Genomic DNA, 24,095 nt, shown 5'->3' with positions numbered 1-24,095 from the left:
CCAGCCCGCTGACGCCGGCAACGCAGCCCACGGGGATTCTTGGACAGGCTCCTAGCCTCGCCGCGCTTGCTGCTTCCTGCGGCGCCATGTGATCGCCGTCTCCACGTCGCCAACCGCGAACGCCCGCGTCGGGCTTGACGCAGGACGCCGCATGCGCAATCATCCCCTCTGCCGAGTCCGCGTTGGCCTTCCCCCGGGGAGGATGAGAGGAGTCTGCGGCATGCGTGGTCCTCGAGAGGCGACCCGGGTCGCCGCACTGCTGCTCGCACTGGTGAACTGCCGCGCCGCGTGGGCGCAACCGCCCGTCATCAGCTACGTCACCCAGCCGGTGCGCCACTGGGAGACCTTTTTCCTATTCGGTGAAGGCTTCGGCGCCGGCAACGTCAAGGTGTTGCGGGGCGAGATTCGCGACGAGCGCTCGCCCGAGCAGCTTGCCCAGGCTATCGCAGCAGGTGAGGTGTTCACTCCGCCCGCGGCGCCCCCCGAAGGCGTCGGCGACCTCTACGGCCGTCAGTTCGTGCTCACCTCCCAGGTGATTGGTGGCAAGCTTCAGGGGGCGGTCCAGGTCTTCTGGGTGAAGACCAGCGAGGGAGTCTCCCGACCCTACGTGGTGAACCGTCCGGAGCCATTCTTCGCGGAATTCGATGAGGTGGCTCCGGGCCAGGAGTGCCGTCTCTTCGGGCGCAACATGGTGCAGTCGTTGCATCCGCCCGCACCCACCCTCTGGCTGATTGATCGCGCGGCGAAGCGGGCTTTCGCGTGCGAGTGGGGCAATCGCTTCGACTATCAGGGCCACCTCAACTACCAACTGCCCTACGAGTTGCGCTTCAAGGTGCCCGACGCCGTGCCCGACGGGGCCTACGAGTTGTGGGTTCACAATGGCCTGAAGACCGGCCTCCACGGTTTCGGCGGGCCGATGCCCCTGGCCGTGACCCGGGCGAAGCCGTCGGAGCGCAAGCGGCTCGACGTCCGCGACTTCGGAGCGAGAGGCGACGGCCGGGCCGACGACGCCGCGGCCATCGAGCGCGCCGCCCTCGCCGCGGCCGATGACGGCGGAGCCGTCGTATTCCTGCCCCAGGGCGACTACGTGCTTTCGCGGACCGTTCGTGTGCCGCCTGGGGTGGACCTTGAGGGCTTTCGCCCGGAGCTCAGCCGCCTCGTGATGCGGCCCGAGGCGCAGCCCTTCTCTCCCGATCTCCCCAAGGAGCCCCTCAGGGGCAAGGGAGAAGACTGGTCCCGCCACTTCCGCCGCCTCGAGGGCCCGCCGATGGTCTACCTCGTCTCCAACTCCCGAGTCGAGAACCTCGGTTTCGTGGCGGTCGAGCCTGCCTGCTGGGCCATTGCCGCGGCGCGTGTCCAGGGGGCGATCGAGCGCATCGTCATCCGCCACTGCGACCTGGTGAACTCCCACGCCCCCTGGGTGAGCGGCAAGTGGCGGCCGGGGACCGCCTGCATCGGCCTCCTGGGCTACGCCCGCTTCTGCGAGATTTGCGGCTGCTCGCTCAAAGGAATGAACGGCATCGGCCACGTGGGCACCGGCTACAGATGCCGCACCATCGCCAACACGTTCAGCCCGATCGGGGGTTCCTTCGGCACCACGGGCATGGGCTGGATGATCGGCGTCGAGTGCCTCATCGAGGGCAACGTGTGCGACGGCTCCAACCGCGGCTTCACCTGCGGCCCCTGGATGGGGCCGATCGAGCGCAACTTCATCGCCCGTAACGGGGTCGTCAACGGCGGCTCGGTCGAGGGCGGCGCCGAGAGCTTCTTGTTCGAGGGCCCCGACGTCGGCCGCGAGAACTGGCTTGGGCACCCCAGCGCAGCGGGCGCCGACTGGCTCGAGCAGGCCGACCAGAAGTGGAAGCCCGACGTGCTGAAGGGCCGCGTAGCGCTGGTCGTGCACGGCCGCGGCTTCGGCCAATGGCGCCGCGTCGCCGCGAACACCGGGAATCGGGTGACCCTGGCCGAGCCCTGGGCCGTCCCGCCTGACCAGACCTCCCTCGTCGTCGTCCGCAACTTCTTCATGCAGAACGTGCTGCTCAACGACTACTGCCGCGATGCCGTGGGGGGCGTGGACTTCTACGGAGGGGCGCTGGAGAACACCGTAGAGCGCTTCGTGGGCCTGCGCTCGCGGGGCGTCTGGTGGTATGCGGCCCACGTGGCCGACCCCACGCAACGCCTGCCCTTCGGCCCGTGCTGGTATAACGAGGCGCGTAACTGCCGCTTCCTGGACGGCGACGGCGTTCAACTCGAGGCGGCACGGCGCACCGACATGGCCATCCCCGCCCCCCTGCTATGCGGCAACCGCGTGCAGGCGTCCGAGTTCCGCCACAGCGCCTATGTCGCCAGTTCGAAGATGCTCTGGAGCCTCCGGCAGACGACCTGGCTGCCGTGCGGTGATGCGCGACGCGGCAATCCCCCGCCGGCCATCGCCTGGAATATCCTGGACTCCAGCCGCTTCGCCCTCTACCCTGGCGAGCGCGGCATCGCCCTGGACCCTGAGACGGCAGGCCAGCTTCTGTGGCACTTGGACTGGTCGGGCAACCCGCCCGAAGTCAGCGACAAGGCGGCAGGCACCCTCATTGTGCCGCAGTAGGCAGGGCGCCATCCAGAGCCCGGACAGGGCAGCGCCGCGCCCGGGCGGTCAGAGGGTCCAGCCCTTCCGGCTCGGAATCTCCACGATCTTGTTGACCTCGGGGATGTTGGGGCACTTCATGTTCGGCCCGTCCCACTCGACCTTCTTGTTGAGGCCGGCCTTCTGGGCGAGGTTGCCGAGGAGCACCACTTCGGTGAGCACGGCCGCCACCTCGAACTTCGAGGCGCACGTGGGCTTGCCCGAACGACAGGCCACCAGAAAGTCCTCGAATGAGCTCTTGGTCCGCGGCAGGGTCTGCGGCGGAGCGGCGAACGCCTTGTGCTTCTCCTCAGGCAGGATGCGGGGGCTGCCGCCGTAGCAGTCGGTGTGCATGACGCCCTTGTCGCCGACGTAGATGGTACCGTTGCCGCCCAGTTTGCGGTCATTCTCCTTCTCGAGCTGCTCGACGATGGGCGGGCGGTTCTGGCCGCCCTTGTCGGGGCGCTTGCCGTCCCACCAGTAGAGCTTCACGGGCGGCATTTCGCCGCGGGCGGGGAACTCGTAGCAGATGCGGTCGCCGATGGGGTAGTACTCGTCGGTGCCGCCGAGCACCATCTCGAGCGTGATGCTCGTCGGCCACTTCAGGTTCAGCGCCCACACGGCGCCGTCCATGATGTGGCAGGCCATGTTGCCCAGCGAGCCGTTGCCGAAGTCGTACCAGTTGTGCCACTCGTGGGGGTGGAGGTCCTTGTGGAAGTCGCGGTAGGGGGCGGGGCCGATCCACTCGTCCCAGTGCAGGCCCGCAGGCACGGGCTGCTTGGGCGGGCGTGGGCCGGTGCCGCCGTTGGCGCGGTCGGACCAGCAGTGGACCTCGGTGACGTTGCCAATGGCTCCCGCCTGGATGTATTCGACCAAGCGGCGATAGCCTTCGGCACAGTGGCCCTGGTTGCCCATCTGGGTGGGCACCTTGGTCTCTTCAGCCATCTTCGCCATGGCCCGCGCTTCCTGGATCGTGTGGCACATGGGCTTCTCGACGTAGGTCCCTTTGCCCAGCTTCATCGCGATCATCGCCGGCAGCGCATGGTGGTGGTTCGGCGTGGCCACGAAGACGGCGTCAATCTCCTTCGCGCACTCGTCGAACATCTTGCGGTAGTCTGTGTAGGTCTTGAAGGTCGGAAGCTTGAGCGCTTTGAACTTCGACTCGATGAACTTGGTGCACTTGGCGAACTGGTTCTCATCCACATCCACGAGGGCCACCAACCGTTCCTTGACCGCTTCGGGCAGGTGGCTGGTCATGCCGCGCCCACCGCAGCCGATCACCACGCAGCCGAGCTTCGAGTTCGCCGGTTCCCCGGACCAGAGGACCGGGGAGCGAAAGGCCCGCGCGCCCACGGCCGCGCCGGCCAGGGCAGCCGTCCCTTTCAGGAGGCCGCGGCGGCTGATCTGCCTTGCCATGCTTGATCTCCTTGGTCGCTGTGTCAGACGGGCCCGATGGCTCGTCGCCTCTCACTGCATGCTATCCTGGCTTCTCGTTCTCCCGAGCGCGAGCATCGAGAGGGCGCAGGCCACGTCAAGCGCCTGCCACTCGCACGAGCACCTTGAGCCCGATTCTCTGCCGCACGATCTCGATCCCCTCGGCAATGCGGTCGAGCGGCACCTCGTGGGTGACGATCCTCGCCGCATCCACGGCGCCCGATTCGAGCAGGCGGAGGGCCTCCCGAGCCTGGGCCGCCGTCGAGTCCGAGCATCCGACCACCGAGATCTGCCCATAGTGGATGACGCGGCTGTCGAAGGTGATATCGGAGGCGCCTTTCGGAAGGCTGGCGAACAGGCTCACGACGCCGCCCTTCGCCGCCAGGAGGATTGATTGCTCCTGCGCCGCCCGGTCCGGCGCGCACACGATCACGCGGTCGGCTCCCCGGCCCCCCGTGAGCGATCTCACGCGCGGCACGACGTCGCCATCCTCGGAGCAGAGGACCGCCTCCACGTCCAGCCGAGCCGCCAGCTCGCACCGGGCCCGGGAGCGTTGGACCACGACCATGCGTCGCGCGCCGCGGGCGCGTGCCACCTGCACATGCAGGCACCCCAACGGCCCCGCCCCCACCACCACTACGCAGTGCCCCTCCCCCACCTGAGCGATCTCCTGCGCGTTCACCACGCAACTCAAGGGCTCCGTGAGCGCCGCGGCTCGGCTCGAGAGCCCGTCGGGCACCTTCAGCACGTTGCCCATGCGGATCGCGTGGGCGGCGATCGGGATCACCTCGGCGAAAGCCCCCTGATAGGCCGCCCCCACACAGTGGGCCGACGGACACAGATTCGGCAGGCCGCGCCGGCACAGGTCGCAGGCGCCGCACGGCACCGTGGTGGCCATCGTCACCCGGTCGCCGACGCGGAAGGCCCCCGCCCCTGCCGACACCTGTTCCACCCTGGCCACGAACTCATGCCCCAGGATCGAGCCGGGAGGGAACCGCGGGTTCTCGCTGAAGTAGAGCTTGTAGTCGGTGCCGCAGATGCCGCAGCACTCCACGCGGGCGAGCAGGCCTCCCGGCTCGAGACGCGGCTCCGGCACATCGCGCAGGTCGAATCTGCCCGGGCCGCCGTACACAATCGCCTTCATCATCCACGCCTCGAAAGTGACGGAACGACAACCGATTCTAGCGGCCCAGGAATCGCCCGTCAACTGGCCCTTGACTGCAAGGGCCTTTTCTGGATAATACCGGCAGTTCCCTGCGGGAGTCCAGGCGGCTCCTGCCATCACCATCGCAGAAGGAGAACGGCATGAGGGTCATCGTGGTGGATACGCCCGAGGACATGGGCAAAGAGGCGGCGGCCATCATTGCGGACGGCATGCGCGCCAAGCCACACTACGTGCTGGGTCTCGCCACGGGAGACACCCCCAAGCCCGTTTACCGGCAGCTCATCCGCCTCCACAAGGAAGAAGACCTCGATTTTTCGACCACCGTGACCTTCAACCTGGACGAATACATCGGGCTGCCGGGCGAACACGACCAGAGCTACCGGTACTTCATGGACCACGAGCTCTTCAACCACATCAACATCGCCAAGGCCAACACCCACGTCCCCGACGGCATGGCCGCCGACATCGAGACGCACTGCATGATCTACGAGGCCACCATCGAAGACGTGGGCGGCATTGATTGCCAGGTCCTCGGCATCGGCCGCAACGGGCACATCGGCTTCAACGAGCCCGGCTCGTCGCTGGCCTCGCGCACGCGGGCCGTGGACCTCACGGACGACACCATCGAGGCCAACTCGCGCATGTTCGCGAGCATAGACGAGGTGCCGAAGCGCGCCATCACGATGGGCATCGGCACCATCCTCGAGGCGGAAAGCATCATCATGCTGGCCACCGGGCCGAAGAAGGCCGCCGCCGTCGCCGCCGCGCTCGAAGGTCCGGTCTCCGTCAAGTGCCCGGCCAGCGCTCTCCAGCTTCACCCCAACGTCGTCTTCATCGTCACCAAGGACGCTGCCACAGGGCTCACCCTCAAGTTCCGCCGCTGAACCCGAGTGTCCCCACTGCCTTCGGATGCACGCCCATGCATACGGACATTGCAGAGCGCTTTCGCGCGCTCGCTCGTGAGGTCCCTAAACGCATCGTCTTCCCCGAGGGCGGCGACACGCGAATCCTCGAGGCCGCGGCCGTCTGCGCCTCGCACCGCATCTGCGAGCCCATCGTCCTGGGCGTTCCCGATGAGCTGCAAGCCGCGGCGAAGGATGCCGGGCTCTCGCTCGATGGCGTAGAGCTGCGCAACCCCACCGAGCAGCTCGCGCTGGACCGCTACGCCCACGCCTACACCGAACGGCGGCCGAACGTGGACGATGCCACGGCCCATCACATCCTGCGACGCAAGCTCCTCTTCGGGGCAATGATGGTCAGCACCGGCGGCGCCGATGGCATGGTGGCGGGCGCCACCTGCCCCACTGCCCGCGTCATCGAGGCCGGCGCCCTCGCCATCGGCCTGGCGCCCGGCGTCTCCGTCCCTTCCAGCATCTTCATCATGGTCCTGCCCGACTCCTGGCCCGAGGACGAGCGCCTGCTGTTCTACGCCGACGCGGGCGTGAACATTGACCCGACGCCGGAGCAGCTTGCCGACATCGCCGTCACCACCGCCCGCACGGCGCAGCGCACCCTGGGCATCGAGCCGCGCGTGGCCATGCTCTCGTGTTCCACGAAGGGCAGCGCGGTGCACCCGCGCATTGACAGGGTCGTGCAAGCGACCCGGCTCGCGCAACGCAAGGCGCCCGATCTGCTCATCGAGGGCGAGTTCCAGGCCGACGCGGCCCTCGTGCCGCGCGTCGCGCGCTACAAGTGCCCCGAGAGCCGGATCGCGGGCCGCGCCAATGTGCTCATCTTCCCCGACCTCGACTCGGGCAACATCGCCTACAAGCTCACACAGTACCACGGCCGCGCCAGGGCCTATGGGCCGCTGCTCCAGGGCTTCGCCAAGCCGATCTCGGACCTCTCGCGCGGGGCCACCACCGACGACATCGTCACGGTCGCCGCGTTCATCGCCGTGATGGCGCAAGGCCGTTAGGAGGCGAATGAAGATCCTGGTCATCAACTGCGGCAGTTCCTCGGTCAAGTACCAGCTCTTCGAGATGCCCGCCGAGGGCCTGCTGGCCAAGGGAATCGTCGAGAAGATCGGGGAAGGCACCTCTACGGTCCGACACGCCACCGGGGGCAAGGAGGTCCGTTACGATGCTCCAATCCCTGACCACGAACAGGCGTTTCACCATATCCGCAGGGCGCTGATGGCCCCCTCGGACGGCGTCCTCCGTTCCCCCGACGACCTCGACGCCATCGGCCACAGGGTGGTCCACGGCGGCGAAGCCTTCGTCCAGTCCACCCTCATCAACGACGAGGTGATCGCCACCCTCGAGGAGTACTCCGCGCTCGCGCCGCTGCACAACCCGCCCAACCTGGTGGGAATCCGCAGCGCCGCGAGGGCCTTCCCCGGGAAGCCGCACATAGCCGTCTTCGACACGGCCTTTCATCAGACCATGCCCCGGCACAGCTTCGTGTACGCCCTCCCCTACGAGTTCTACGAGAGGGGCCGCATCCGACGCTATGGCTTCCACGGCACCTCGCACCGCTATGTGGCCGCCCGCGCCGCCCAACTGCTGGACCTCGCGCCCGACCGCTTCAGCGGAATCACCTGCCACCTCGGCAACGGGTGCAGCATGGCCGCCGTGGCCAACGGACGCTCCGTGGACACCACCATGGGCCTCACCCCGCTCGAGGGGCTCGTCATGGGCACCCGAAGCGGCGACCTTGACCCCGCGATCATCTTCCACCTCGCCCGCAACGAGGGCATGAGCCTCGACGCGATTGACGCCCTGCTGAACAAGAAGAGCGGCCTCCTGGGGCTCTCCGGGCTGAGCAACGACTGCCGCGCCCTTATCGAGGCGGCCCCCAGCAATCCGAGGGCACGCCTCGCCCTCGACGTCTTCTGCTACCGCATCCGCAAGTACATTGGCGCCTATCTCGCCGTTCTCGGGCGCGCCGACGCCATCGTGTTCACCGGCGGCATCGGCGAGAATGGCATCGTCCTCCGACGCCAGATCCTCGAGGGGCTCGACGCCCTGGGCATCGAGCTGGACGCCGCTGCAAACGAAATCCGCGCCCGGGAGGCCACCATCAGCAAGCCGACCTCGCGCATCCGCGTCCTCGTCGTGCCGACCAATGAGGAACTGATGATTGCGCGCGACACGCTGGCGATCACCCAGGCACTGAAGAGGGGAACCCCATGAGACTGATCATCTTCGAGGACGATACGTTCGACAATTTCTACCCGCTCACCTACCTGCGGGCAGCCTTCGAGCTGCGCTGCGGCGCCACCACCCTGGCCGAGAAGATCCACCGGGCCGCGCCCTACGCGCAGGTGGCCTACTTCACCCGCGACGTGCTGGCCCCCGTGCTTCGCCAGCGGCTCCGTGCCCCCGTGAACGATCCCGCCAGCCTGCGGGGCGACGACCTGCTCCTCATCAACGGCCGTTGCCTGCTGCTGGACGCGGCACAACTCCCCGTCGAGGGTCCGGAGGAGACTTTGACCTGCTCCGGCGCTCTCCTCGGGGCCCGCGTGCGCCGGGCCACCGCCGAGGCCGCCGCGGCGGCGACACCGAAGGACCTTCTGGGCGCGCTGCCGCCCGCCGCTCCCGCCCGCGAGGTCGGCGCCATTCTCCTCCGCTTCCCCTGGGAACTGATCCACCACAACGCCGCGGCGATCGTGGCGGATTTCAAGGCGGCAGGCAGGGCAGGCATCGTGGGCACCTTCTCCGACCACGCCACCGTGTGGGGGAGCAAGGAGCAGGTCTTCGTCGCACCCACGGCGGAGGTGCAGCCCTTCGTGTGCATTGACACCACCCACGGTCCGGTCACCATTGACGATGGCGCCGTGGTCCACCCCCACACCCGAGTCGAAGGGCCGTGCTACATCGGCCACGGCAGCATCCTGGTCGGCGGCAAGATTCGCGAGGGCTGCTCGATCGGCCCCGTCTGCCGCGTCGGCGGCGAGGTCGAGGAGTCCATCATCCACGGCTACAGCAACAAGTACCACGATGGCTTCCTCGGCCACGCCTACGTGTGTGAGTGGGTCAACCTGGGCGCTCTCACCACCAATAGCGACCTCAAGAACGACTACTCCAGCGTCCAGGTCTACTTCAAGGGCGAGCTGGTAGATACCGGCGACACCAAAGTCGGCAGCTTCATCGGCGACCACACGAAGACCAGCATCGGCACCATCCTCAACACCGGCACCGTCGTCGGGGTCATGTGCAACATCATGGCCAGCGGCGGGGTGACGCCCAAGTTCATCCCCTCCTTCACGATGTTCCTCGACAATAAGATGTACAATATCCCGTTCAAGAAGACTCTCGAGACCGCACGCACCGCCATGAGCCGCCGCAAGCGGCAGCTCACCGAGGCCGAGGTCGCTGCCCTGGAAAGCGCGGTGGGCCTCACCAAGGCCGAGCGCGACGACCTGGTGCGCCGCTCGCGCAAGCTGCTGGCACGCGAGCGTGGCTTGACCGACTAGCCGCCTGTGGGACACGCTCTCGCCCGCCCCATTCAGGAGAATGCGACATGTCCGACGTAGCCGAACGCGTGAGGAAGGTGACTGCGCGCCTGCTGAAGGTGGACCTCGCGGACGTCAAGCCCGAGTCCCATTTCGTCCGGGACCTCGGCGCGGAATCCATTCAGAGCATCGAGCTGGTGGCGGCCTTCGAGGAGGAGTTCAATATCGAGATGGACCAGGATGAGGCCCTCTCGGTGAAGACGGTCGGCGATGCCATCACGTTCATCGAGAAAGTCATCGCCGAGCAGCACGGCTAGCCGCCAGCCGAGTCGCGCTCAGCGGCCGAAGCGCTGCGCCAGGATGGATTCGATCAGCACCAGCGCCAGCAGCGTGTAGGCCAGCGAGCGCCAGAGCTGCCCGCTTTCGCCGGCGCCCGAAGACTCGTGCGTTCGCACGCCGCCCCGCTGATAATCGAACTCGAAGCCCGGCAGGAGCCTGCGCAGCTCAGGTTCTGCGATACGCCGTGTGTCGCTCTCGTGTGCCGGCACGTTCACCGCGAAGAAGTCCTGCCTCCGTTCTTCCGTGCCATCGGCTTTGGCTCGATCGTCTGCGCCCGGCAACGTGACCTCGTAGACCCCCGCCCTGTCCGTCTGCTCGTACACCACGGCCAGGAGACCCGCAACCGAGGTGGGCTCGACAGTCACCGGCCGGCTCTCGCCGGGGCGCTGCACGAACGCGGGCTTGCCGAACTGCCGCGGAGACACCTGGCAGATCAGCGGCTCGCCCACCGTGAGGTTCCTGCTCGACGACGGGTCGCGCGCCACCTGCGCCATCACCTCCTGCATCAGCGCGAGATAAGCCGGCCACGAGGGCATGTCGTTCCACGCATCGTCCGCTGTGGACGCGAAGACGACGACGCGCCCCTTTCCATAGCCCCGCTCGACGATGGCGGGAGCGCCCTCGGCGAACTTGCACACGATCCGGGCTCCCGCCCCCTCGTCAAGGCCCTCCAGCCGGCAATAGCGGAAGAAGAACGGAGAGGACAGGCGAACGGCCTTCTGCTCGCGGAACAGGCGCACGAAGGGGTGATCGCTCACCTCATCACTGATATGGACCGCCTGCTTCCGGTCGTTGGCGTCGCCCACAGGGTTCCCCAGCGAGCAGGGAAGCAGCCCCCGGCCGTCCCGGTAGAGCACCTCCTTGTAGAACGCCCTGTCTACCCGATCGCCTGGGAATACCAGCAGCGCGCCGCCACGGCGAACATAGCCGTCGAGCGCCGCCACCGTCGCCTCTCCAAGCCGCTCCACATTGGCCAACACCACGGCGTCGTAGGCGGGCAGGTCCGCACCGCTGAGCCCCTCCGCGGTCACCACCTCGGGCAGGAACAGCGAGAGCTCTCCCTCATTGCCCGGGCGTAGCGCGCGGCGTAGATAGTCCGTCTCGCCCGAGAATGCCTCGCCGCCCGGCTCGCCGTCCACCAGAAGCACCCGCACGCTCTCCCGGGTGGCGAGCGCCAGAACCCGCCGATCATCCTTCGGCAGGTTGTCGCCTTCCAGCTCGACGCTGACCGTGTGGACTCCCGCCGCACGGAACACGTGGCGGAACTCGCACTGCGCCGTGCCCCCGGGGGCGATGGCGGCCAGGGTGGTCCGCTGCTGGCGGAACCCGTCCACCAGGAAGTGCACGGTCACGCCGCTGGCCGTGTCCGGGCCGTAGTTCGCAATCTCCGCGCGGAGCGCCGCTTCGCCTCCGGCGACCATCAGCGCCCCCTCGGCCGCCACGCGAGTCACGGCCAGGTTGGCGGGTTCCAGAGCTCCCGTGTCCACCAGCACGAAGCGCGCCAGTTGGCTCAGCCGCTTCGCTCGGTCGGCGTCCTCGGCGGCGAGGGACGCTCCCGCCCCGAGCCAGCTCACGCGCTGGAGATCCGTCACAAGGTACACCTCCTTGACCGGCCCCTCGGCTCGGGCGAGCACCTCCTCGGCCGCCTCCAGCGCCCGCGGCATGCTGCTACTGGCGTCGGAGAGCGGCAAGCGGTCCCGCGCCACGGCGGCCCGCGCAGCCTCGAGATCGAAGCTCGGCTCCTGCGCCATGGCCTGGCCGCTTCCCGCGGCGGCCACCAGCGCCCACGCGTCGCCCTCGCGCAGCGACCCCATCAGTTCCTCCGCGAAGGCCAGTCCCCGCTCATACGACGTGGCCGAGCCGTCCCGATAGCCCATGCTCATCGAGGTGTCGAAGACCAGAAGCACGAACCGGCGTCGCTCCGCCAGGGCGGCCAACGCTCCGCGCTTCACCGACGGCTGGGCCACCAGGAGCACCAGCACGGCGATCATGAGCACCCGCAGAGCGAGAAGGATGAGCTGCTCGATCCGCACGCGGCGGTTGTTCTTGCGGCTCGAGGCCAGCAGGAACTCCATGGCCGCCCATTCCACCACGCGGAACCGCCGGCGGTTCAGCAGGTGGATGATGATGGGTGCGCTGGCCAGCAGCAGCCCCCAAAGGGCGGGGAGGTTCTCGAAGCCGAGCATCTAGGTCCTCGTCGTTCCCATTCGAGTGGCAAGATAGCTCGACAACGCCACATCGAGCGGCGCCGACGTGCTCAGTTGCTGGTAGTCAATCCGGTGCGCTACGCACTCGTCGCGCACGCGGGTCACGAAGCCCTCCAGCTCTCGCAGGTACTGCTCGCGCAGCGATCGCGGCTCGGCGAAAAGCTGCGGGTACCCCTCCATTCCCCGGAACAGCGTGAGCTGCTCGAAGGGGAAGGTCAGCTCGGCCTCGTCCAGGACGTGGAAGACGATCACCTCGTGGCGCCGGTGGCGTGCGTGTTTGAGGCCGGCCAGCAGGCGCTCCGCGTTCGTCAGCAGGTCCGAGATCACGATGAGCATGCCGCGGCGGCGCACCTGGCCGACCATGTGATGAAGCACCTGCCCCAGCTCGGTCCTCCCCGCAGGCCGGATGTTCTCGAGGGCGTCAATCAGCTCGGCACGGTGCCCGGGGTTGCTCGAGTCAGCGATGAGCCGCCGCACGTTTTCGTCGAAGAGGGCCAGCCCCACCGAATCGCGCTGATTCAGCATGAGGTAGATCAGCGAGGCCGCGATGTAGGAGCCATACTCCAGCTTCGACAGCCCGCCCGAGGCGTATCGCATCGACTCGCTGACATCCAGGAGCACGTACGCCACGAGGTTCGTCTCCTCCTCGTACTCCTTGATGTAGTGGCGGTCGCTCCGCGCGTACACCTTCCAGTCAATGCGGCGCAGGTCGTCGCCAGGCGCATACTCGCGATGCTGGGCGAACTCGACGCTGAAGCCGTGGAACGGGCTCTTGTGCAGGCCCGAAATGAAACCCTCGACGATCAGGCGCGCTTTCAGATCCAGACTCTCCAGTCTCGAGAGGATCTTCGGGTCCAGGTACTGTCGTGGGTCGCCCATGCCGACACCTTCTCCACCCAGCTCCCGGGCACATTGTAGCACAATCGGGGCGAAGATTCCCGCGCCTACGGCGGGCCGGCCCGAACCGTCGCCCGCCCGCCGGCCTCTGGAAGTGGCTCGAGCCGCACGCTCACCAGCGGAGGCGAATCGCCTCCACCCCCGAAGACCCAAGGCACCGAGACGGGGTCTCGAATCACCTCCCCGGGCCGCCAGGCCCAGGTGGGCAGGACGCCGTGTGTGGGCAGGTGCCGCATCGCCCGCCTCTCGCCGTCGGAACGGAACAGCAGGACAGCGGCGCAGTCGGCGACGGTCTCGCGCTCGCAGCGCCAGAAGAGCGTGAGTTCCAGAGAGCCATCTGACTCCGTGGCGTCATAGCCGAGCAGGGTGGCGAACTCGCTCGCTGGCTCGCCTGCGGTGAATCGGGGCCGGACGTCGCGTGTGATCCTGAATCGCCCGGCGACGCCCGGGTCGCTCGCCCCCCTCTTGAAGATCAGGAATCCGTCCCGCGCGTAGACGAGCCCGTACCGGGGCGATCGGAGGAGCCGCGCGCGGTAGTCCGCCATCGTCGCCAGCGGCACGAAGCTATCGTAGAGGTCGAGGACCGCCTGGTCGGCCTGAAGGAGGCCGATGGGAGCCACATACAGTTCCTCCTGGTCCGTGAAGTGCGAGGCGAGCCGATAGCTGGCGCAGAGCGAGCCGGTCCGGCGGGTCCCCTGCCTCAGTTCCGCAACCGCTCGCGCCCGGCGGGCCGGGCGGAACTGCCTCCACTCGACCGACCGCACGAAGAAGAAGTAGTTGGCCAGCGCGCCCGCGACCAGAAGCCCAACGCCTGCCGACACCAGCACCCTGGCGCGGTCGCGGAAAACGTGGGAACGCAAGAGCCACTTGTGGATGGCCGTCGGGCGCTCGCACGCGTTCCTGAGCCCGCAGATTGCCGCCAGATAGAGCCCCGCCAGGATTTCCACCTGCTGACCGAAGGGGATGATGTACTTGCTGTAGTAGCTGGCCATAGCCAGCATGGCAAAGCTCGCCGCACCGACAAGCGCCGCTGTCGGGCTTAGAACCGGCAGAAACAGCACGGGCACGACCATGTGCAGGAGGAAGAAGACCTTCGTCTTCGTGCCGAGGATGCAAGCGATGAAGTCCAGGGGGTGCCCAATCACGTTCGCCACCACCTCGCTCGCGCTGCCGCCGAACTGGCGGAGCAGGGGGCTGAAGGCATAGGGGCGGCCGAAGACATAGGGGATCGCCACCTGCGTGGCCAGGGCGTAGTAGCCCACGCCAAGGAGCGCGGTGAGCGCGCCAGCAAGCCAGAGCCGCCGGCCGAGCGCCATGAACCCGCCCGCCATGACGACGATCGGCACCACCGTCTCCTTGATCAGGAGCGCCACGATCAGGCACAGAACAAACCAGCCAAACCGCCGGCGCTCCAGGGCGTAGAGCCCCCACAGCACACTGGCAGGAATGAGAGACTCGGGGCGGAACCCGTACGACGAGGGCAGGTTCACGAAGGCCGTCGTGGGCGCGATCCACCATGCGACCGCCAGGCACCATGCGGCGAACCGATGATGCAGCACGGCGTTCGCCAGCAGATACACGGCAACCCCGGCGACCCCCAGCGCCACCGATTGCAGGATCAGCAGCATCTCGTGCGCGGGCCAGAGGCGGTAGAGGCAGCTCAAGGGCGAAAGGAGGAAGAAGCAGTGCCAACTGAAGCACAGCCCCGTATCACCCCAGAGCGCGGTGAACTCGGGGTCCGCGGCGTCCACCCAGTTCGTCCGCAGCGCCCCGCCCCGGGCGGCATGGTCCAGGCCCTCCGCGAACAGCCCAGAGTCCACATAGCCCAGGTGCAGTCCGTAGTACTGTCGAAGGCTCAGCCACGAGAACACGATAGAGTAAGCCGCACAGAGAAGGAGGATGCCACGCATCGAACAGAGGGCCGCCACGACTTTCCCATCGCAACGCGGGCGCAGGAGGTGGGCAATCACCACGGCGCACGAGGCAATGCAGGCAATCATCAGGAACACGGGTCCGATGGTCATCGGCAGGCCGAGCCAGTAGTGCCCGGGCACCGCCAGCAGCAGCACCAGGGGTGCGAAGGCCGCTGCCGACCGCGCCAGGGCGGCACGCCGTGGCAGACGCTGGGCCCGAGCCATCGCTCCGCCCACGAGCAGCCATCCCCCAACCACGAGGAGACCCCACAGGCAGGACCACGCGAGCAGGCCAGGGAAGGCCAGCGTGCGGCTGGCATCGGATGGGATGTATTCGTTGACGTGCGCTTCGGGAATGGTGATGTAGTAGAGATTGTAGTCGCCGTTCGGACCGCGGAAGTAGAACGAAAACGCTAACGCCGCCGACGCGGCCGCAACCAGCACCAGGCAGGAAGGCAGAAAGAGGTTTGTCCGAGCCGATTCAGGCGCTCTCGCCGCGGGATTCTCACTCTCGCCCATTCTGCCCCCTCCCTCCGCCTTCGGGTCGGGGCTCTCCCGCAAGCTCCGCATAGACGGCCTCCACGCCACGCGTTGCCGCCTGAAGCGAGAATCGCGCCGCCACCCGCGTGCGGCCTGCCTCCCCATAGGCCGCGCCTCGCTCCCTGTCGCGCAGAAGGCCGAGGACGGCCTCGGCCATGCCCGCCGTGTCGCCGAACCTCACCAGCAAGCCGCTCACCCCCTCGTGGACGATCTCCGGCACCGCCCCCGAACGGAATGCTACGACCGGCCGCCCACAGGCCATGGCCTCGATGAGCACCCGCCCGAACGGCTCGTCTTTCGAGCAGTTCACCACCACGTCCATCGCGCTCGCGGCGGCCATGGGGTCCTCGCGTTGTCCGGTGAAGAGCACCCGGCCCTCGATGCCAAGCCCCTGGGCCAGGCGCCGCAACTCGCGTGCATAGTCGTCGCGAGGGTCCGAATACAGATCTGACCCGACGACGAGAAAGACGGCCTCGGGCACCCGAGGGGCCAGCCGCGCGGCGACGTCGAGGAAGAAGTGCTGACCCTTCCAGCGCAGAAGCCTGCCCAGACACCCTACCACAGGGGTATCCGGCCCGATCCCGAACTCGCGTCGGAAGGCCAAGCCGGCTCCCTTCTCCGGCACACTCCTGACGTCGAGCCCATTGGGCACGATGCGGACCTTTCCACTGGGACCTAGGAGGCCCGCGATGTACTCCGACGGCGCGATCGCTGCGTCGCATCGGTGCAGGAGCCATCGCCGGGCGAGGACGGGGATGGCTGCGTCGCGGACGTGCCACACAAGGGGCGGCCGGGCGGGCAAGGGCACAAGGCTCGCGTATAAGGCAGTACGCAGGGTGTTGGCGTGGACAAGGTCCCAGCGCCGGCTGGAGGTCAGAGAGCGGACGCCTGCCCGTCCTGCGGCAAGGCGCCGTGCGATGGCGAAAGGATTCCTGCCCGCTCGCGCCTTGGGCAGGTGCGACTCCACGATGGGGACCCCCAGCGCCTCGGCGCGCTCCGCCAGGCGTCCCGGCGGGCACGAGAGTGTCGCGGCATAGCGGGAGCGGTCCAGCGTTTCGAGGAGTCCGAGCAGGCTGACCTGTGCGCCGCCCAGATCCGTCGTGTGGTCGAGAAACAGAAGCTTCATTGCCGGGGCTCAGGGGGAGCGCTCGGGGGCGGCCGCCACGGCCTCGCTTCCGCGCAGCACTGCCTTGCAGTTCAACTCGAACAGGCCGGCCTTCGCGCCTCCCAGAGCGGAACGCAGGTGCGCGAGCAGGTTGTCGAGGGGGAGGAGCCCGCGCACCTGGTTGTAGGCGCCGAGCATGACCATGTTGGTCGAGCGCACATCGCCCAGATCATTCGCGATCTCGGTGGCCGGGATGCGGACGATGCGGTGAGATGAATCGGCAGGGGGGCCAACGACCATGCTGGCATTCATCACGGCAAGCCCCCCCGGACGGAGCCAAGGCGCGTAGTAGTCCCAGGTGATCTGGTTCATGATCAGCAGGGCGTCCGGCCGGGCGATGACGGGGCACAGGATGGGCTCGGAGGCGATGATCACGTGGCAGTTGGCGCGCCCGCCGCGGACCTCGGGGCCGTAGGCCGGAAAGTAGGTGACGTTGAGCCCCTCGTCCATCATGGCCTGCGTCAGCAGCTTGCCCAGGAAAATGACGCCTTGGCCGCCGAAGCCCCCGATGATGACGCGCTCGACCACAGGCTTGCCCTCGGTCCCGCCTGCCGCACGATGCGGCGAGGCGACGGATTACTCGCGCGCGGTCTCCCAGTCCCGGAAAACTCCCGGAGGGAAGACGCGGCTCATTCCTTCCTCGATGAACTTCATGGCTTCAACAGGACTCATTCGCCAGTAGGTTGGGCAGGGGGATAGGAACTCCACCAGGGCGTACCCGTTCTGCTCGATCTGGGTGAGGAATGCCTTGCGCACGGCTCGGGCGGCCCGCCGGATGCTCTCGGGCCCGCTCAGCGCCACCCGCTCCAGATAGGCAGGCCCGTCGAGCGTGGCCAGCAACTCGCACACACGGATCGGGTTGCCGTGGTAGCCGGCGTCGCGTCCCGACGGCGTGGTGCTTGTGCGCTGCGCGAGCATCGTCGTGGGAGCCATCTGCCCCCCGGTCATTCCATACACGGCGTTGTTCACGAAGAAGACGGTGATGGGGTCGCCACGGTTCGCGGCGTGGAGGGTCTCGGCGGCCCCGATGGCGGCCAGGTCGCCATCGCCCTGGTACGAGAAGACGACGCATTCCGGACGCACGCGCTTGATCGCCGCCGCCACAGCGGCGGTGCGCCCGTGGGCAGGTTCGCACATGTCCACTCTGAGGTACTGGTGCGCCAGGACCGCACAGCCCACAGGAGCCGCCCCTACCGTGCGGCCGCCGATCCCCAGCTCGTCAATCGCCTCGGCAATCAGGCGATGCACGATGCCGTGACCACATCCCGCGCAGTAGTGGGTCAGGCAACGCTCCAGTGTCTCGGGACGATCGTAGAGGGACTTCATCGCCCGTTCCCCTCTCGCCGCCCCTTCAGCAGGGCGGTCGCGCACTCCAGGACGTCCTCGACCGTGGGGAGAAACGCCGGGCGTCCGAGCAACGCCACCTCGCGCCGCCCCTCGAGCGCCAGGCGGACATCCTGCGCCATCTGCCCCATGCTCATCTCCACCACGAGGAACGCGCGGGCGGCTCCGGCGGCCGCCACGGCCAGGGCCTCCTTGGGGAAGGGCCAGACCGTGATGGGGCGTATCAGCCCCAGCGGCAATCCCCGGCCGCGCGCGCGCGCCACCACTTCCCGGCACACGCGCGCGCAGATTCCATAGGCCACCAGCACCACCACGGCATCGTCGGCGGCCAACGCCTCCCACCGGGCTTCGTCCCGCTCCACGACGCGGTACTTCTCGAAGAGCTTGTAGTTGTGTTGTTCGAGCTCTCCATCGCCCAGCAGCAGCGAGCGGACGGTGTTCGGTGCGCGTCCCTCGCAACCCGTGAGGGCCCAGGGCTTGGGCGGCGGGGGAGGCAGCGGCTCCGTGGGCAGCACGACCGGCTCCATCATCTGCCCGAGATAGGCATCCGACAGCACGATGGCGGCCATGCGGTATCGGTCGGCCAGGTCAAAGGCCTTCGCCGTCAGATCGAGCATCTCCTGGGCGCTGTCGGGGGTGAGGACGATGGAGCGGTAATCGCCGTGGCCGCCCCCGCGGGTCGCCTGCCAGTAGTCGCCCTGGGAGGGACCGATGTTGCCGAGCCCCGGGCCGCCACGCTGGACGTTGACGACCACGGCGGGCAGTTCGGACCCCGCGATGTAGGAGAGCCCCTCCTGCTTGAGGCTGACGCCGGGGCTGGACGACGAGGTCATCGCGCGTTTGCCGGCGGCGCTGGCGCCGTAGACCATGTTGATGGCGGCCAGTTCGCTCTCGGCCTGGATGAACACCCGCCCCAGTTCGGGCATTCGGCGGGCCATGTAGGCGGTGAACTCGTTCTGGGGGGTGATCGGGTAGCCGAAGTAGGCGTCGCACCCGGCCAGGATGGCCCCTTCTGCGGCGGCCTCGTTGCCGGCCATCAGGACCTTCGCGCCCATGGCAGCCCTTCTCTCCACTCGCCGCCAGCCGCAGGAGCCTTCACTTGCCCACGCGGAGCCTGTCGCCCAGGTGGCGTTGCAGGCCGGCCTCGGCTACGCGGCGGCACGTGTCCTCGACATCGTAGGCCACGCGCTTGAATGTCAACGTCCGCTCGGCCAGGTCCACGACCCCGTAGGCCGCGTCGGGATTGCCGTCGCGTGGCTGCCCCACGCTGCCCGGGTTGACCAGGTAGGGGGTCAGCGGCTTGAGCTTGAGGACGTGACCAGGCTCCACCTCATAGAGCACCTTGCCGTCGCCAATGGCCGTGGGCAGGTGGGTGTGTCCGAACAGGCACAGGTATACCCCGGCGAACTCCGTGCGAAGCGCCCGGTAGTTGGCCACGGCGGCCTCCTGCGAGAGGATGTACTCATCGCGGTCGCGCAGCGAGCCGTGCACGAGCAGGATGCGGTTCTCGTAGAGCATCGAGTCTTCGAGCGCTTCCAGGAAAGCCCGGTCGGAGGGCCTGAGGCACTGGCGGGTGTACTCCACCGCCTCGGCGGTGGCCATGCGGATCTGGTCGGAGTTCTCGCCTAGCGCGTAGCGGTCGTGGTTGCCGCGGATGCACTTGAGCGGCAGATTGCCCAGGGCATCAATCACCTCGCACGGGCTGGGCCCGTAGCCCACGATATCCCCGAGGCACAGCACCGTGCCCACCTCGTCGCGGCGCAGGGCGTCGAGCACGGCGCGCACTGCGGCAAGGTTCGAGTGCAGGTCGGTGATGACTCCGTAGCGTGACGCGTGCGACGACATGGTGTTCAGCGCGGCGGCGCAGCGGCCGCCCCCAGGTCCTCAGGTTCGGTGGAGGTGGATGGCGGCCTCCGGGCACATGAGCGCGCAGTGACGGCAGGCACAGCACGCCGTCCCCGCGATCACACGGGCGATGTAGGCGCCGCGCGCGTTGGGGGTCGGCGACAGTTCGAGCGCGTGCTCGCGGCACCAGGCGACGCAGAGGCCGCAGCCCTTGCACAGGCCCTCATCAATCTCGACGGCGACTGTGGAGCGCGCTGCCACTCCACTGGAGCTTCTCGCGTAGTGTGTCATAGTAGGTCCGAAGCCCGAGGTCAATCAGTTGAAAGTCGCTCGCCGCGCGCCGGATCACCAGGCGGTCTCCGCGGGCGATCGGCTGGTACACCTGGCCGTCAATCGTCAGCCCCACGTCCACGGGCGTCGCGTCTGCCAGCAGCTCGATGCAGTACCGCGCGGGCATGACCACGGGCCGGTTGGTGAGCGTGTGGGGGCAGATCGGGGTGATCACGAATGCCTCCAGCCCGGGGTCCACCACGGGGCCGCCAGCCGACAGAGAGTGCGCCGTCGAACCCGTGGGGGTCGCGACGATCACGCCGTCCCCATTGTAGGTCGTCGCCCGCGTCCCGTCAACCATCAGCCCCATCGTCACGAGGCGCGAGAGCGCGCCGCGGGAGATCACCGCGTCGTTGAGGGCCACGTGCTCGGCGATCTTCTCGTGGCCCCGCAGCAGCGAGCACCACAGGCGCATGCGCGACGAGACCCGGTAGCTGCCCGCGAGCACCTCGTCGAAGCGCTCGCGCAGTTGCTCGGGCGACAGCTCGGCCAGGAAGCCGAACTTGCCGTGGTTGACGCCCAGGACGGGCAACTGGTTGCGCCCGAGCCGCCGCGCGGTCGAGAGGATCGCACCATCGCCTCCCAGCACGACCACGAAGTCGGCCTCCACGTGCTCCAGCTCGCGGTCCATCGCCAGGTCGAGGGCCACCACCTCCACCCGCTCCCGGAGCCAGGGCAGGAGGTCGCCCACGGCGGCCGCCACGCCCGGCTTGCGAGTGTCGCCCGACAGGATGATCCGCTTCATGTGCCCACCAGGCCTGGCTTGCCCACGAGTTCCCGCACGCGTGTCACACCGGGCCGGCGGAGGGGACACGCGTGCACGGCCTCCCTGACGCGGGCCGCGATGCCGCGCGCGCTGAGGTCCAAGGCGTCCAGCAATGCCTCGCGGCTGCCGTGCTCGATGAAGCGGTCGGGAACCCCCACCATCTCGACCCGGCACGGGATAGCGCCGTGCGCGGCCAGGGATTCCAGGACCGCCGACCCGAACCCGCCGAGCACCGAGTGCTCCTCCAGGGTGAAGAGCACGGGGACCCGGGCGGCCACGGAGGCCAGGAGAGTGGCGTCCAGAGGCTTGGCGAAGCGCGCGTTGATCACGGCCACCTCGATGCCGTCCTTGGCCAGAAGAGCGGCGGCCTCCCAGGCGGGCGCGACCATGGAGCCGTAGGCCACGAGGGCCGCCTCCGAACCCTCCCGGAGCACCTCGCCCTGCCCCACTTCCAGATGCGGCTCGTCCAGCCAGTCGCACGACGGAACGGAACTCCGCGGGAATCGGATCGCCCACAACCGGTTGTCGGCCACGGCCATGGCCAACATCCGCCCCAGCTCTGCGCCGTCTCTGGGCGCCGCCAGGATGATGCCCGGGAGGTGGCGCAGGAACGCGATGTCGTACAGCCCGTGGTGCGTCGGCCCGTCGGCGCCCACGAGGCCGGCGCGGTCCATGCAGACCACCCCGGCAGCCCGCTGGAGGCACAGGTCGTGGAACACTTGGTCGTAGGCGCGTTGCAGGAAGGTCGAGTAGATGGCGACCACCGGCTTGCAGCCCGCGGTGGACACCCCGCCGGCCAGCGCGACGGCGTGCTCCTCGCAGATGCCCACATCGAAGAAGCGGCCCGTGAACTGCCGGGCGAAATCGGCCAGCCCCGTCCCGTCCTCCATGGCGGCGGTGATCGCCACGATGTCGGGCCTCTCCACGGCCAGCCGGCACAGGGCCTCCGAGAACACCGAGGTATAGCTCGGCGCCGCGGCCGCGGAGCCCGGCTCGGGCTCGACGAGGCACGCGGTCGGATGCGTCGGACCGGCGCTGTGGAACCGGCTCGGATTGCTCACGGCCTCGGCATGTCCCCTGCCCTTTTGGGTCATCACGTGGAGCAGAATGGGGCCGGGAAGGTCGCGCACCGCCTCCAGCATCTCGATCAGATCGGCGATGCGGTGTCCGTCCACGGGGCCGAACATGCGAAAGCCGATCTGGTCGAAGAGCGTCTCGGAGCCGACGGCCACCTTGATCCCCTCTTTGAGATGGCCGAGGGCGGTTTCGGCCGCGCCGCCGATGCCGGGCAGGCGGCGCACGAACCGGCGGATCTCCACTTTGGCCCGGTTGTAGAAGGGCGCCGAGCGGAACCGGTCCAGGTACTGCGAGATGCCGCCGACCGTCTTGCTGATCGACATGCTGTTGTCGTTGAGTACCACGAGCAGGTTCTTGCCGAGGGCGCCGGCGTGGTTGAGGGCCTCGAGGGCCACGCCATTGGTCAGGCTGCCATCCCCCACCACGGCCACGACCCGGCGCTGCCGGCCGCACAGGGCATCGGCGCACACCAGGCCCACGGCAGAGGAGATGGCCGTTCCCGCGTGGCCCGTGGTGAAGAGGTCGTAGGGGCTCTCGTCGCGGTTGGGAAAGCCGCTCAGGCCGCCCTGCTTCCGCAGGGTGCTGAAGCGTTCGCGCCGCCCCGTCAGGAGCTTGTGGGTGTAGGCCTGGTGCCCCACATCCCAGACGAGAGCGTCTTTCGCCAGGTCGAGGCAGCGATGGAGGGCAATGGTGAGTTCCACCGTGCCGAGGTTGGAAGCCAGGTGGCCGCCGTTGGCCGCGACCACGCGCCCGATCTCCTCGCGCACTTCGAGCGCGAGCTGCTCCAGTTCGGCCAGGCCGAGCCCCTGAAGGTCCGCCGGCTCGTTGATTCTTGACAGGATCGGTCCCATTGAGGTACTCGCTTGCCCTATTCTAACCGCCGCCCGGTCTCGGCGCAAGAGCGCTAGGCACTCCGGCTCACCACATAGTGAGCGAGGTCGCGGAGGACTGCCGCGGCGTCGCCGAAGGGCTCCAGTTCGGCGATGGCCCGCTCGCCGAGTGCGCGGGCGCGCTCGCGCGTCGCCTCGAGGCCGAAGACGGCAGGGCATGTGATCTTGCCCGACGCCGCGTCCTTGCCAGCCGTCTTGCCGAGGGCCTCCGTGGTCGCCGCCACGTCGAGGGCGTCGTCGGTCGCCTGGAAGGCCAGGCCGAGGAGTTCGCCGTAGCGTCCCAGCCTGGTCACGTGGTCCCAGGCGGCGCCGGCCGCCAGGGCGCCGAGGCGGAGCGACGTGCCCATCAAGGCCGCCGTCTTGTGCCAGTGGATGAACTCGACCGCCTCCGGCGTGGGCGCGGTCGTCGCCAGGACCATGTCGGCCAACTGGCCGCCGACCATGCCGCGCAGCCCCGCGCCGCGCGCCAGTTCGGCCACCATCGCAAGCCCCTGGGGGCCGGCCGATCCGTCGGCCAGCACCTCGAAGGCCAATGTCAGCAGCGCATCCCCCGCCAGGATGGCGGTGGCTTCGTCGAAGGCCCTGTGGCACGAGGGCCGCCCGCGGCGAAGGTCGTCATCGTCCATCGCAGGCAGATCGTCGTGGATCAGCGAGTAGGTGTGGACCAGCTCGATGGCGCAGGCCGCCGCCAGCGCGCAATCGGGCGCGCCGCCGCACAGTTCGCTGGCGAGCCGCACGAGCGCCGGCCGCACCCGTTTGCCCCCCGCGAACACGCTGTAGCGCATGGCCTCGGCCAGGCGCCCCGCGGGGCCCTCGGGCTGCGGCAGGCGGGCATCCAGGGCGGCATCCACCCACAAGCGGCTCTCGTCCAGGTACCTCGCCAGTCGCTCGGTGCTCACGACTCGTCCTCGCGTGGGGGCTCTTCGTCGGCCTTCAGAGGGCTGGTCGTCAGTTCGCCGTCGCTGCCTTTCAGCAACACCTCGATGCGCTTCTCGGCGGCGGCGAGCATCTCGGTGCAGGCCTTGTGGATGGCGACGCCGCGCTCATAGCGGTCCAGGGCCTCGTCGAGCGTGAGCTGCCCGCTCTCCAGCTCGGCGACGATTTCTTCGAGAGCCTCCAGGCTCTTCTCGAATGGCGGGCGTTTGCCCATGGCCAGTCTCCTCCTGTGGCGTC

21 protein-coding genes are annotated in these 24,095 nt (G+C 68.4%); 6 read left to right on the top strand and 15 right to left on the bottom strand.

Annotation, left to right across the window (positions count from 1 at the left end):
• Window positions 1–220: 220 nt before the first annotated feature.
• A complete protein-coding gene (locus PLE19_14630) occupies window positions 221–2,596 on the top strand; it encodes a glycosyl hydrolase family 28-related protein (GenBank protein ID HPD16187.1) in 2,376 nt (791 codons plus the stop codon).
• A 48-nt stretch (window positions 2,597–2,644) separates the two neighbouring features.
• Here PLE19_14630 and PLE19_14625 read toward each other — a convergent pair whose 3' ends face one another.
• Both PLE19_14625 and PLE19_14620 read right to left on the bottom strand, forming a co-directional pair.
• Window positions 2,645–4,030 (bottom strand): Gfo/Idh/MocA family oxidoreductase, encoded by a 1,386-nt coding sequence (locus tag PLE19_14625; GenBank protein ID HPD16186.1) that lies wholly within the window; start codon window positions 4,028–4,030, stop codon window positions 2,645–2,647.
• Between the two features lie 115 nt (window positions 4,031–4,145).
• Complete coding sequence (locus PLE19_14620; GenBank protein HPD16185.1) at window positions 4,146–5,192, bottom strand: alcohol dehydrogenase catalytic domain-containing protein; 1,047 nt, start codon at window positions 5,190–5,192, stop codon at window positions 4,146–4,148.
• Between the two features lie 161 nt (window positions 5,193–5,353).
• On the opposite strand from PLE19_14620, the gene nagB reads away from it, so the two are divergent.
• From nagB to acpP, 5 genes are read left to right on the top strand one after another with little or no spacing between them, the layout of a single operon-like run.
• Window positions 5,354–6,097 carry a glucosamine-6-phosphate deaminase gene (nagB, locus tag PLE19_14615; protein HPD16184.1) on the top strand — a complete coding sequence of 248 codons (744 nt, stop codon included), beginning with the start codon at window positions 5,354–5,356 and terminating at the stop codon, window positions 6,095–6,097.
• A gap of 35 nt (window positions 6,098–6,132) precedes the next feature.
• Window positions 6,133–7,131, top strand: a complete 999-nt coding sequence (gene pta / locus PLE19_14610; GenBank protein ID HPD16183.1) for a phosphate acetyltransferase — start codon at window positions 6,133–6,135, stop codon at window positions 7,129–7,131.
• 7 nt (window positions 7,132–7,138) lie between these two features.
• Window positions 7,139–8,347: an acetate kinase gene (locus PLE19_14605; GenBank protein ID HPD16182.1), complete on the top strand. Its 1,209-nt coding sequence runs from the start codon at window positions 7,139–7,141 to the stop codon at window positions 8,345–8,347.
• Window positions 8,344–9,630 (top strand): putative sugar nucleotidyl transferase, encoded by a 1,287-nt coding sequence (locus tag PLE19_14600; GenBank protein HPD16181.1) that lies wholly within the window; start codon window positions 8,344–8,346, stop codon window positions 9,628–9,630. Before PLE19_14605 ends, PLE19_14600 begins: the two co-directional genes overlap by 4 nt.
• Window positions 9,631–9,677: 47 nt before the next feature.
• On the top strand, window positions 9,678–9,926 hold the full coding sequence (gene acpP / locus PLE19_14595) for an acyl carrier protein (GenBank protein HPD16180.1): 249 nt from the start codon (window positions 9,678–9,680) through the stop codon (window positions 9,924–9,926).
• Between the two features lie 18 nt (window positions 9,927–9,944).
• Here acpP and PLE19_14590 read toward each other — a convergent pair whose 3' ends face one another.
• The 13 genes from PLE19_14590 to xseB all read right to left on the bottom strand — a co-directional run bounded on the left by PLE19_14590 (window position 9,945) and on the right by xseB (window position 24,072).
• Window positions 9,945–12,134, bottom strand: coding sequence for a BatA domain-containing protein (locus PLE19_14590; protein ID HPD16179.1), 2,190 nt, complete (start codon window positions 12,132–12,134; stop codon window positions 9,945–9,947).
• The gene (locus tag PLE19_14585; protein ID HPD16178.1) at window positions 12,135–13,034 is read right to left on the bottom strand and encodes a DUF58 domain-containing protein; all 900 of its coding nucleotides are present in this window, start codon (window positions 13,032–13,034) and stop codon (window positions 12,135–12,137) included. It lies immediately after the preceding gene.
• Between the two features lie 65 nt (window positions 13,035–13,099).
• Window positions 13,100–15,484 carry a DUF2079 domain-containing protein gene (locus PLE19_14580; GenBank protein ID HPD16177.1) on the bottom strand — a complete coding sequence of 795 codons (2,385 nt, stop codon included), beginning with the start codon at window positions 15,482–15,484 and terminating at the stop codon, window positions 13,100–13,102.
• Window positions 15,471–16,631: a glycosyltransferase family 4 protein gene (locus tag PLE19_14575; GenBank protein ID HPD16176.1), complete on the bottom strand. Its 1,161-nt coding sequence runs from the start codon at window positions 16,629–16,631 to the stop codon at window positions 15,471–15,473. Before PLE19_14575 ends, PLE19_14580 begins: the two co-directional genes overlap by 14 nt.
• A gap of 9 nt (window positions 16,632–16,640) precedes the next feature.
• The gene (locus tag PLE19_14570; GenBank protein HPD16175.1) at window positions 16,641–17,198 is read right to left on the bottom strand and encodes a 2-oxoacid:acceptor oxidoreductase family protein; all 558 of its coding nucleotides are present in this window, start codon (window positions 17,196–17,198) and stop codon (window positions 16,641–16,643) included.
• A 48-nt stretch (window positions 17,199–17,246) separates the two neighbouring features.
• Window positions 17,247–17,996 (bottom strand): thiamine pyrophosphate-dependent enzyme, encoded by a 750-nt coding sequence (locus tag PLE19_14565; GenBank protein ID HPD16174.1) that lies wholly within the window; start codon window positions 17,994–17,996, stop codon window positions 17,247–17,249.
• On the bottom strand, window positions 17,993–19,069 hold the full coding sequence (gene vorB, locus PLE19_14560; protein HPD16173.1) for a 3-methyl-2-oxobutanoate dehydrogenase subunit VorB: 1,077 nt from the start codon (window positions 19,067–19,069) through the stop codon (window positions 17,993–17,995). The genes PLE19_14565 and vorB overlap by 4 nt, the downstream gene beginning before the upstream one ends.
• A 40-nt stretch (window positions 19,070–19,109) precedes the next feature.
• Window positions 19,110–19,859 (bottom strand): metallophosphoesterase family protein, encoded by a 750-nt coding sequence (locus tag PLE19_14555; protein ID HPD16172.1) that lies wholly within the window; start codon window positions 19,857–19,859, stop codon window positions 19,110–19,112.
• A gap of 39 nt (window positions 19,860–19,898) precedes the next feature.
• Window positions 19,899–20,120: a 4Fe-4S dicluster domain-containing protein gene (locus PLE19_14550; protein ID HPD16171.1), complete on the bottom strand. Its 222-nt coding sequence runs from the start codon at window positions 20,118–20,120 to the stop codon at window positions 19,899–19,901.
• Complete coding sequence (locus tag PLE19_14545; GenBank protein HPD16170.1) at window positions 20,086–20,934, bottom strand: NAD(+)/NADH kinase; 849 nt, start codon at window positions 20,932–20,934, stop codon at window positions 20,086–20,088. Before PLE19_14545 ends, PLE19_14550 begins: the two co-directional genes overlap by 35 nt.
• A complete protein-coding gene (gene dxs / locus PLE19_14540; protein HPD16169.1) occupies window positions 20,931–22,883 on the bottom strand; it encodes a 1-deoxy-D-xylulose-5-phosphate synthase in 1,953 nt (650 codons plus the stop codon). Before dxs ends, PLE19_14545 begins: the two co-directional genes overlap by 4 nt.
• A 53-nt stretch (window positions 22,884–22,936) precedes the next feature.
• Window positions 22,937–23,821, bottom strand: a complete 885-nt coding sequence (locus PLE19_14535; protein HPD16168.1) for a polyprenyl synthetase family protein — start codon at window positions 23,819–23,821, stop codon at window positions 22,937–22,939.
• Complete coding sequence (gene xseB, locus PLE19_14530; protein ID HPD16167.1) at window positions 23,818–24,072, bottom strand: exodeoxyribonuclease VII small subunit; 255 nt, start codon at window positions 24,070–24,072, stop codon at window positions 23,818–23,820. The genes PLE19_14535 and xseB overlap by 4 nt, the downstream gene beginning before the upstream one ends.
• Window positions 24,073–24,095: the final 23 nt, after the last annotated feature.

It is taken from the genome of Planctomycetota bacterium, assembly GCA_035384565.1.
Taxonomy (GTDB): domain Bacteria; phylum Planctomycetota; class PUPC01; order DSUN01; family DSUN01; genus DAOOIT01.
The sequence above is the reverse complement of the archived record's forward strand: the minus strand, read 5'-3'. Positions and strand labels throughout refer to the sequence as shown.

Excerpts from the sequence above, each read along its gene's own strand:
- PLE19_14580 (HPD16177.1), bottom strand. The coding sequence starts at position 15,484 with ATGGGCGAGAGTGAGAATCCCGCGGCGAGAGCGCCTGAATCGGCTCGG.
- PLE19_14575 (HPD16176.1), bottom strand. The coding sequence starts at position 16,631 with ATGAAGCTTCTGTTTCTCGACCACACGACGGATCTGGGCGGCGCACAG.
- pta (HPD16183.1), top strand. The coding sequence starts at position 6,133 with ATGCATACGGACATTGCAGAGCGCTTTCGCGCGCTCGCTCGTGAGGTC.
- PLE19_14630 (HPD16187.1), top strand. The coding sequence starts at position 221 with ATGCGTGGTCCTCGAGAGGCGACCCGGGTCGCCGCACTGCTGCTCGCA.
- PLE19_14565 (HPD16174.1), bottom strand. The coding sequence starts at position 17,996 with ATGAAGTCCCTCTACGATCGTCCCGAGACACTGGAGCGTTGCCTGACC.
- PLE19_14590 (HPD16179.1), bottom strand. The coding sequence starts at position 12,134 with ATGCTCGGCTTCGAGAACCTCCCCGCCCTTTGGGGGCTGCTGCTGGCC.
- nagB (HPD16184.1), top strand. The coding sequence starts at position 5,354 with ATGAGGGTCATCGTGGTGGATACGCCCGAGGACATGGGCAAAGAGGCG.
- PLE19_14605 (HPD16182.1), top strand. The coding sequence starts at position 7,139 with ATGAAGATCCTGGTCATCAACTGCGGCAGTTCCTCGGTCAAGTACCAG.
- PLE19_14600 (HPD16181.1), top strand. The coding sequence starts at position 8,344 with ATGAGACTGATCATCTTCGAGGACGATACGTTCGACAATTTCTACCCG.
- PLE19_14555 (HPD16172.1), bottom strand. The coding sequence starts at position 19,859 with ATGTCGTCGCACGCGTCACGCTACGGAGTCATCACCGACCTGCACTCG.
- dxs (HPD16169.1), bottom strand. The coding sequence starts at position 22,883 with ATGGGACCGATCCTGTCAAGAATCAACGAGCCGGCGGACCTTCAGGGG.
- acpP (HPD16180.1), top strand. The coding sequence starts at position 9,678 with ATGTCCGACGTAGCCGAACGCGTGAGGAAGGTGACTGCGCGCCTGCTG.
- PLE19_14585 (HPD16178.1), bottom strand. The coding sequence starts at position 13,034 with ATGGGCGACCCACGACAGTACCTGGACCCGAAGATCCTCTCGAGACTG.
- PLE19_14625 (HPD16186.1), bottom strand. The coding sequence starts at position 4,030 with ATGGCAAGGCAGATCAGCCGCCGCGGCCTCCTGAAAGGGACGGCTGCC.
- PLE19_14620 (HPD16185.1), bottom strand. The coding sequence starts at position 5,192 with ATGAAGGCGATTGTGTACGGCGGCCCGGGCAGATTCGACCTGCGCGAT.
- xseB (HPD16167.1), bottom strand. The coding sequence starts at position 24,072 with ATGGGCAAACGCCCGCCATTCGAGAAGAGCCTGGAGGCTCTCGAAGAA.
- PLE19_14545 (HPD16170.1), bottom strand. The coding sequence starts at position 20,934 with ATGAAGCGGATCATCCTGTCGGGCGACACTCGCAAGCCGGGCGTGGCG.
- vorB (HPD16173.1), bottom strand. The coding sequence starts at position 19,069 with ATGGGCGCGAAGGTCCTGATGGCCGGCAACGAGGCCGCCGCAGAAGGG.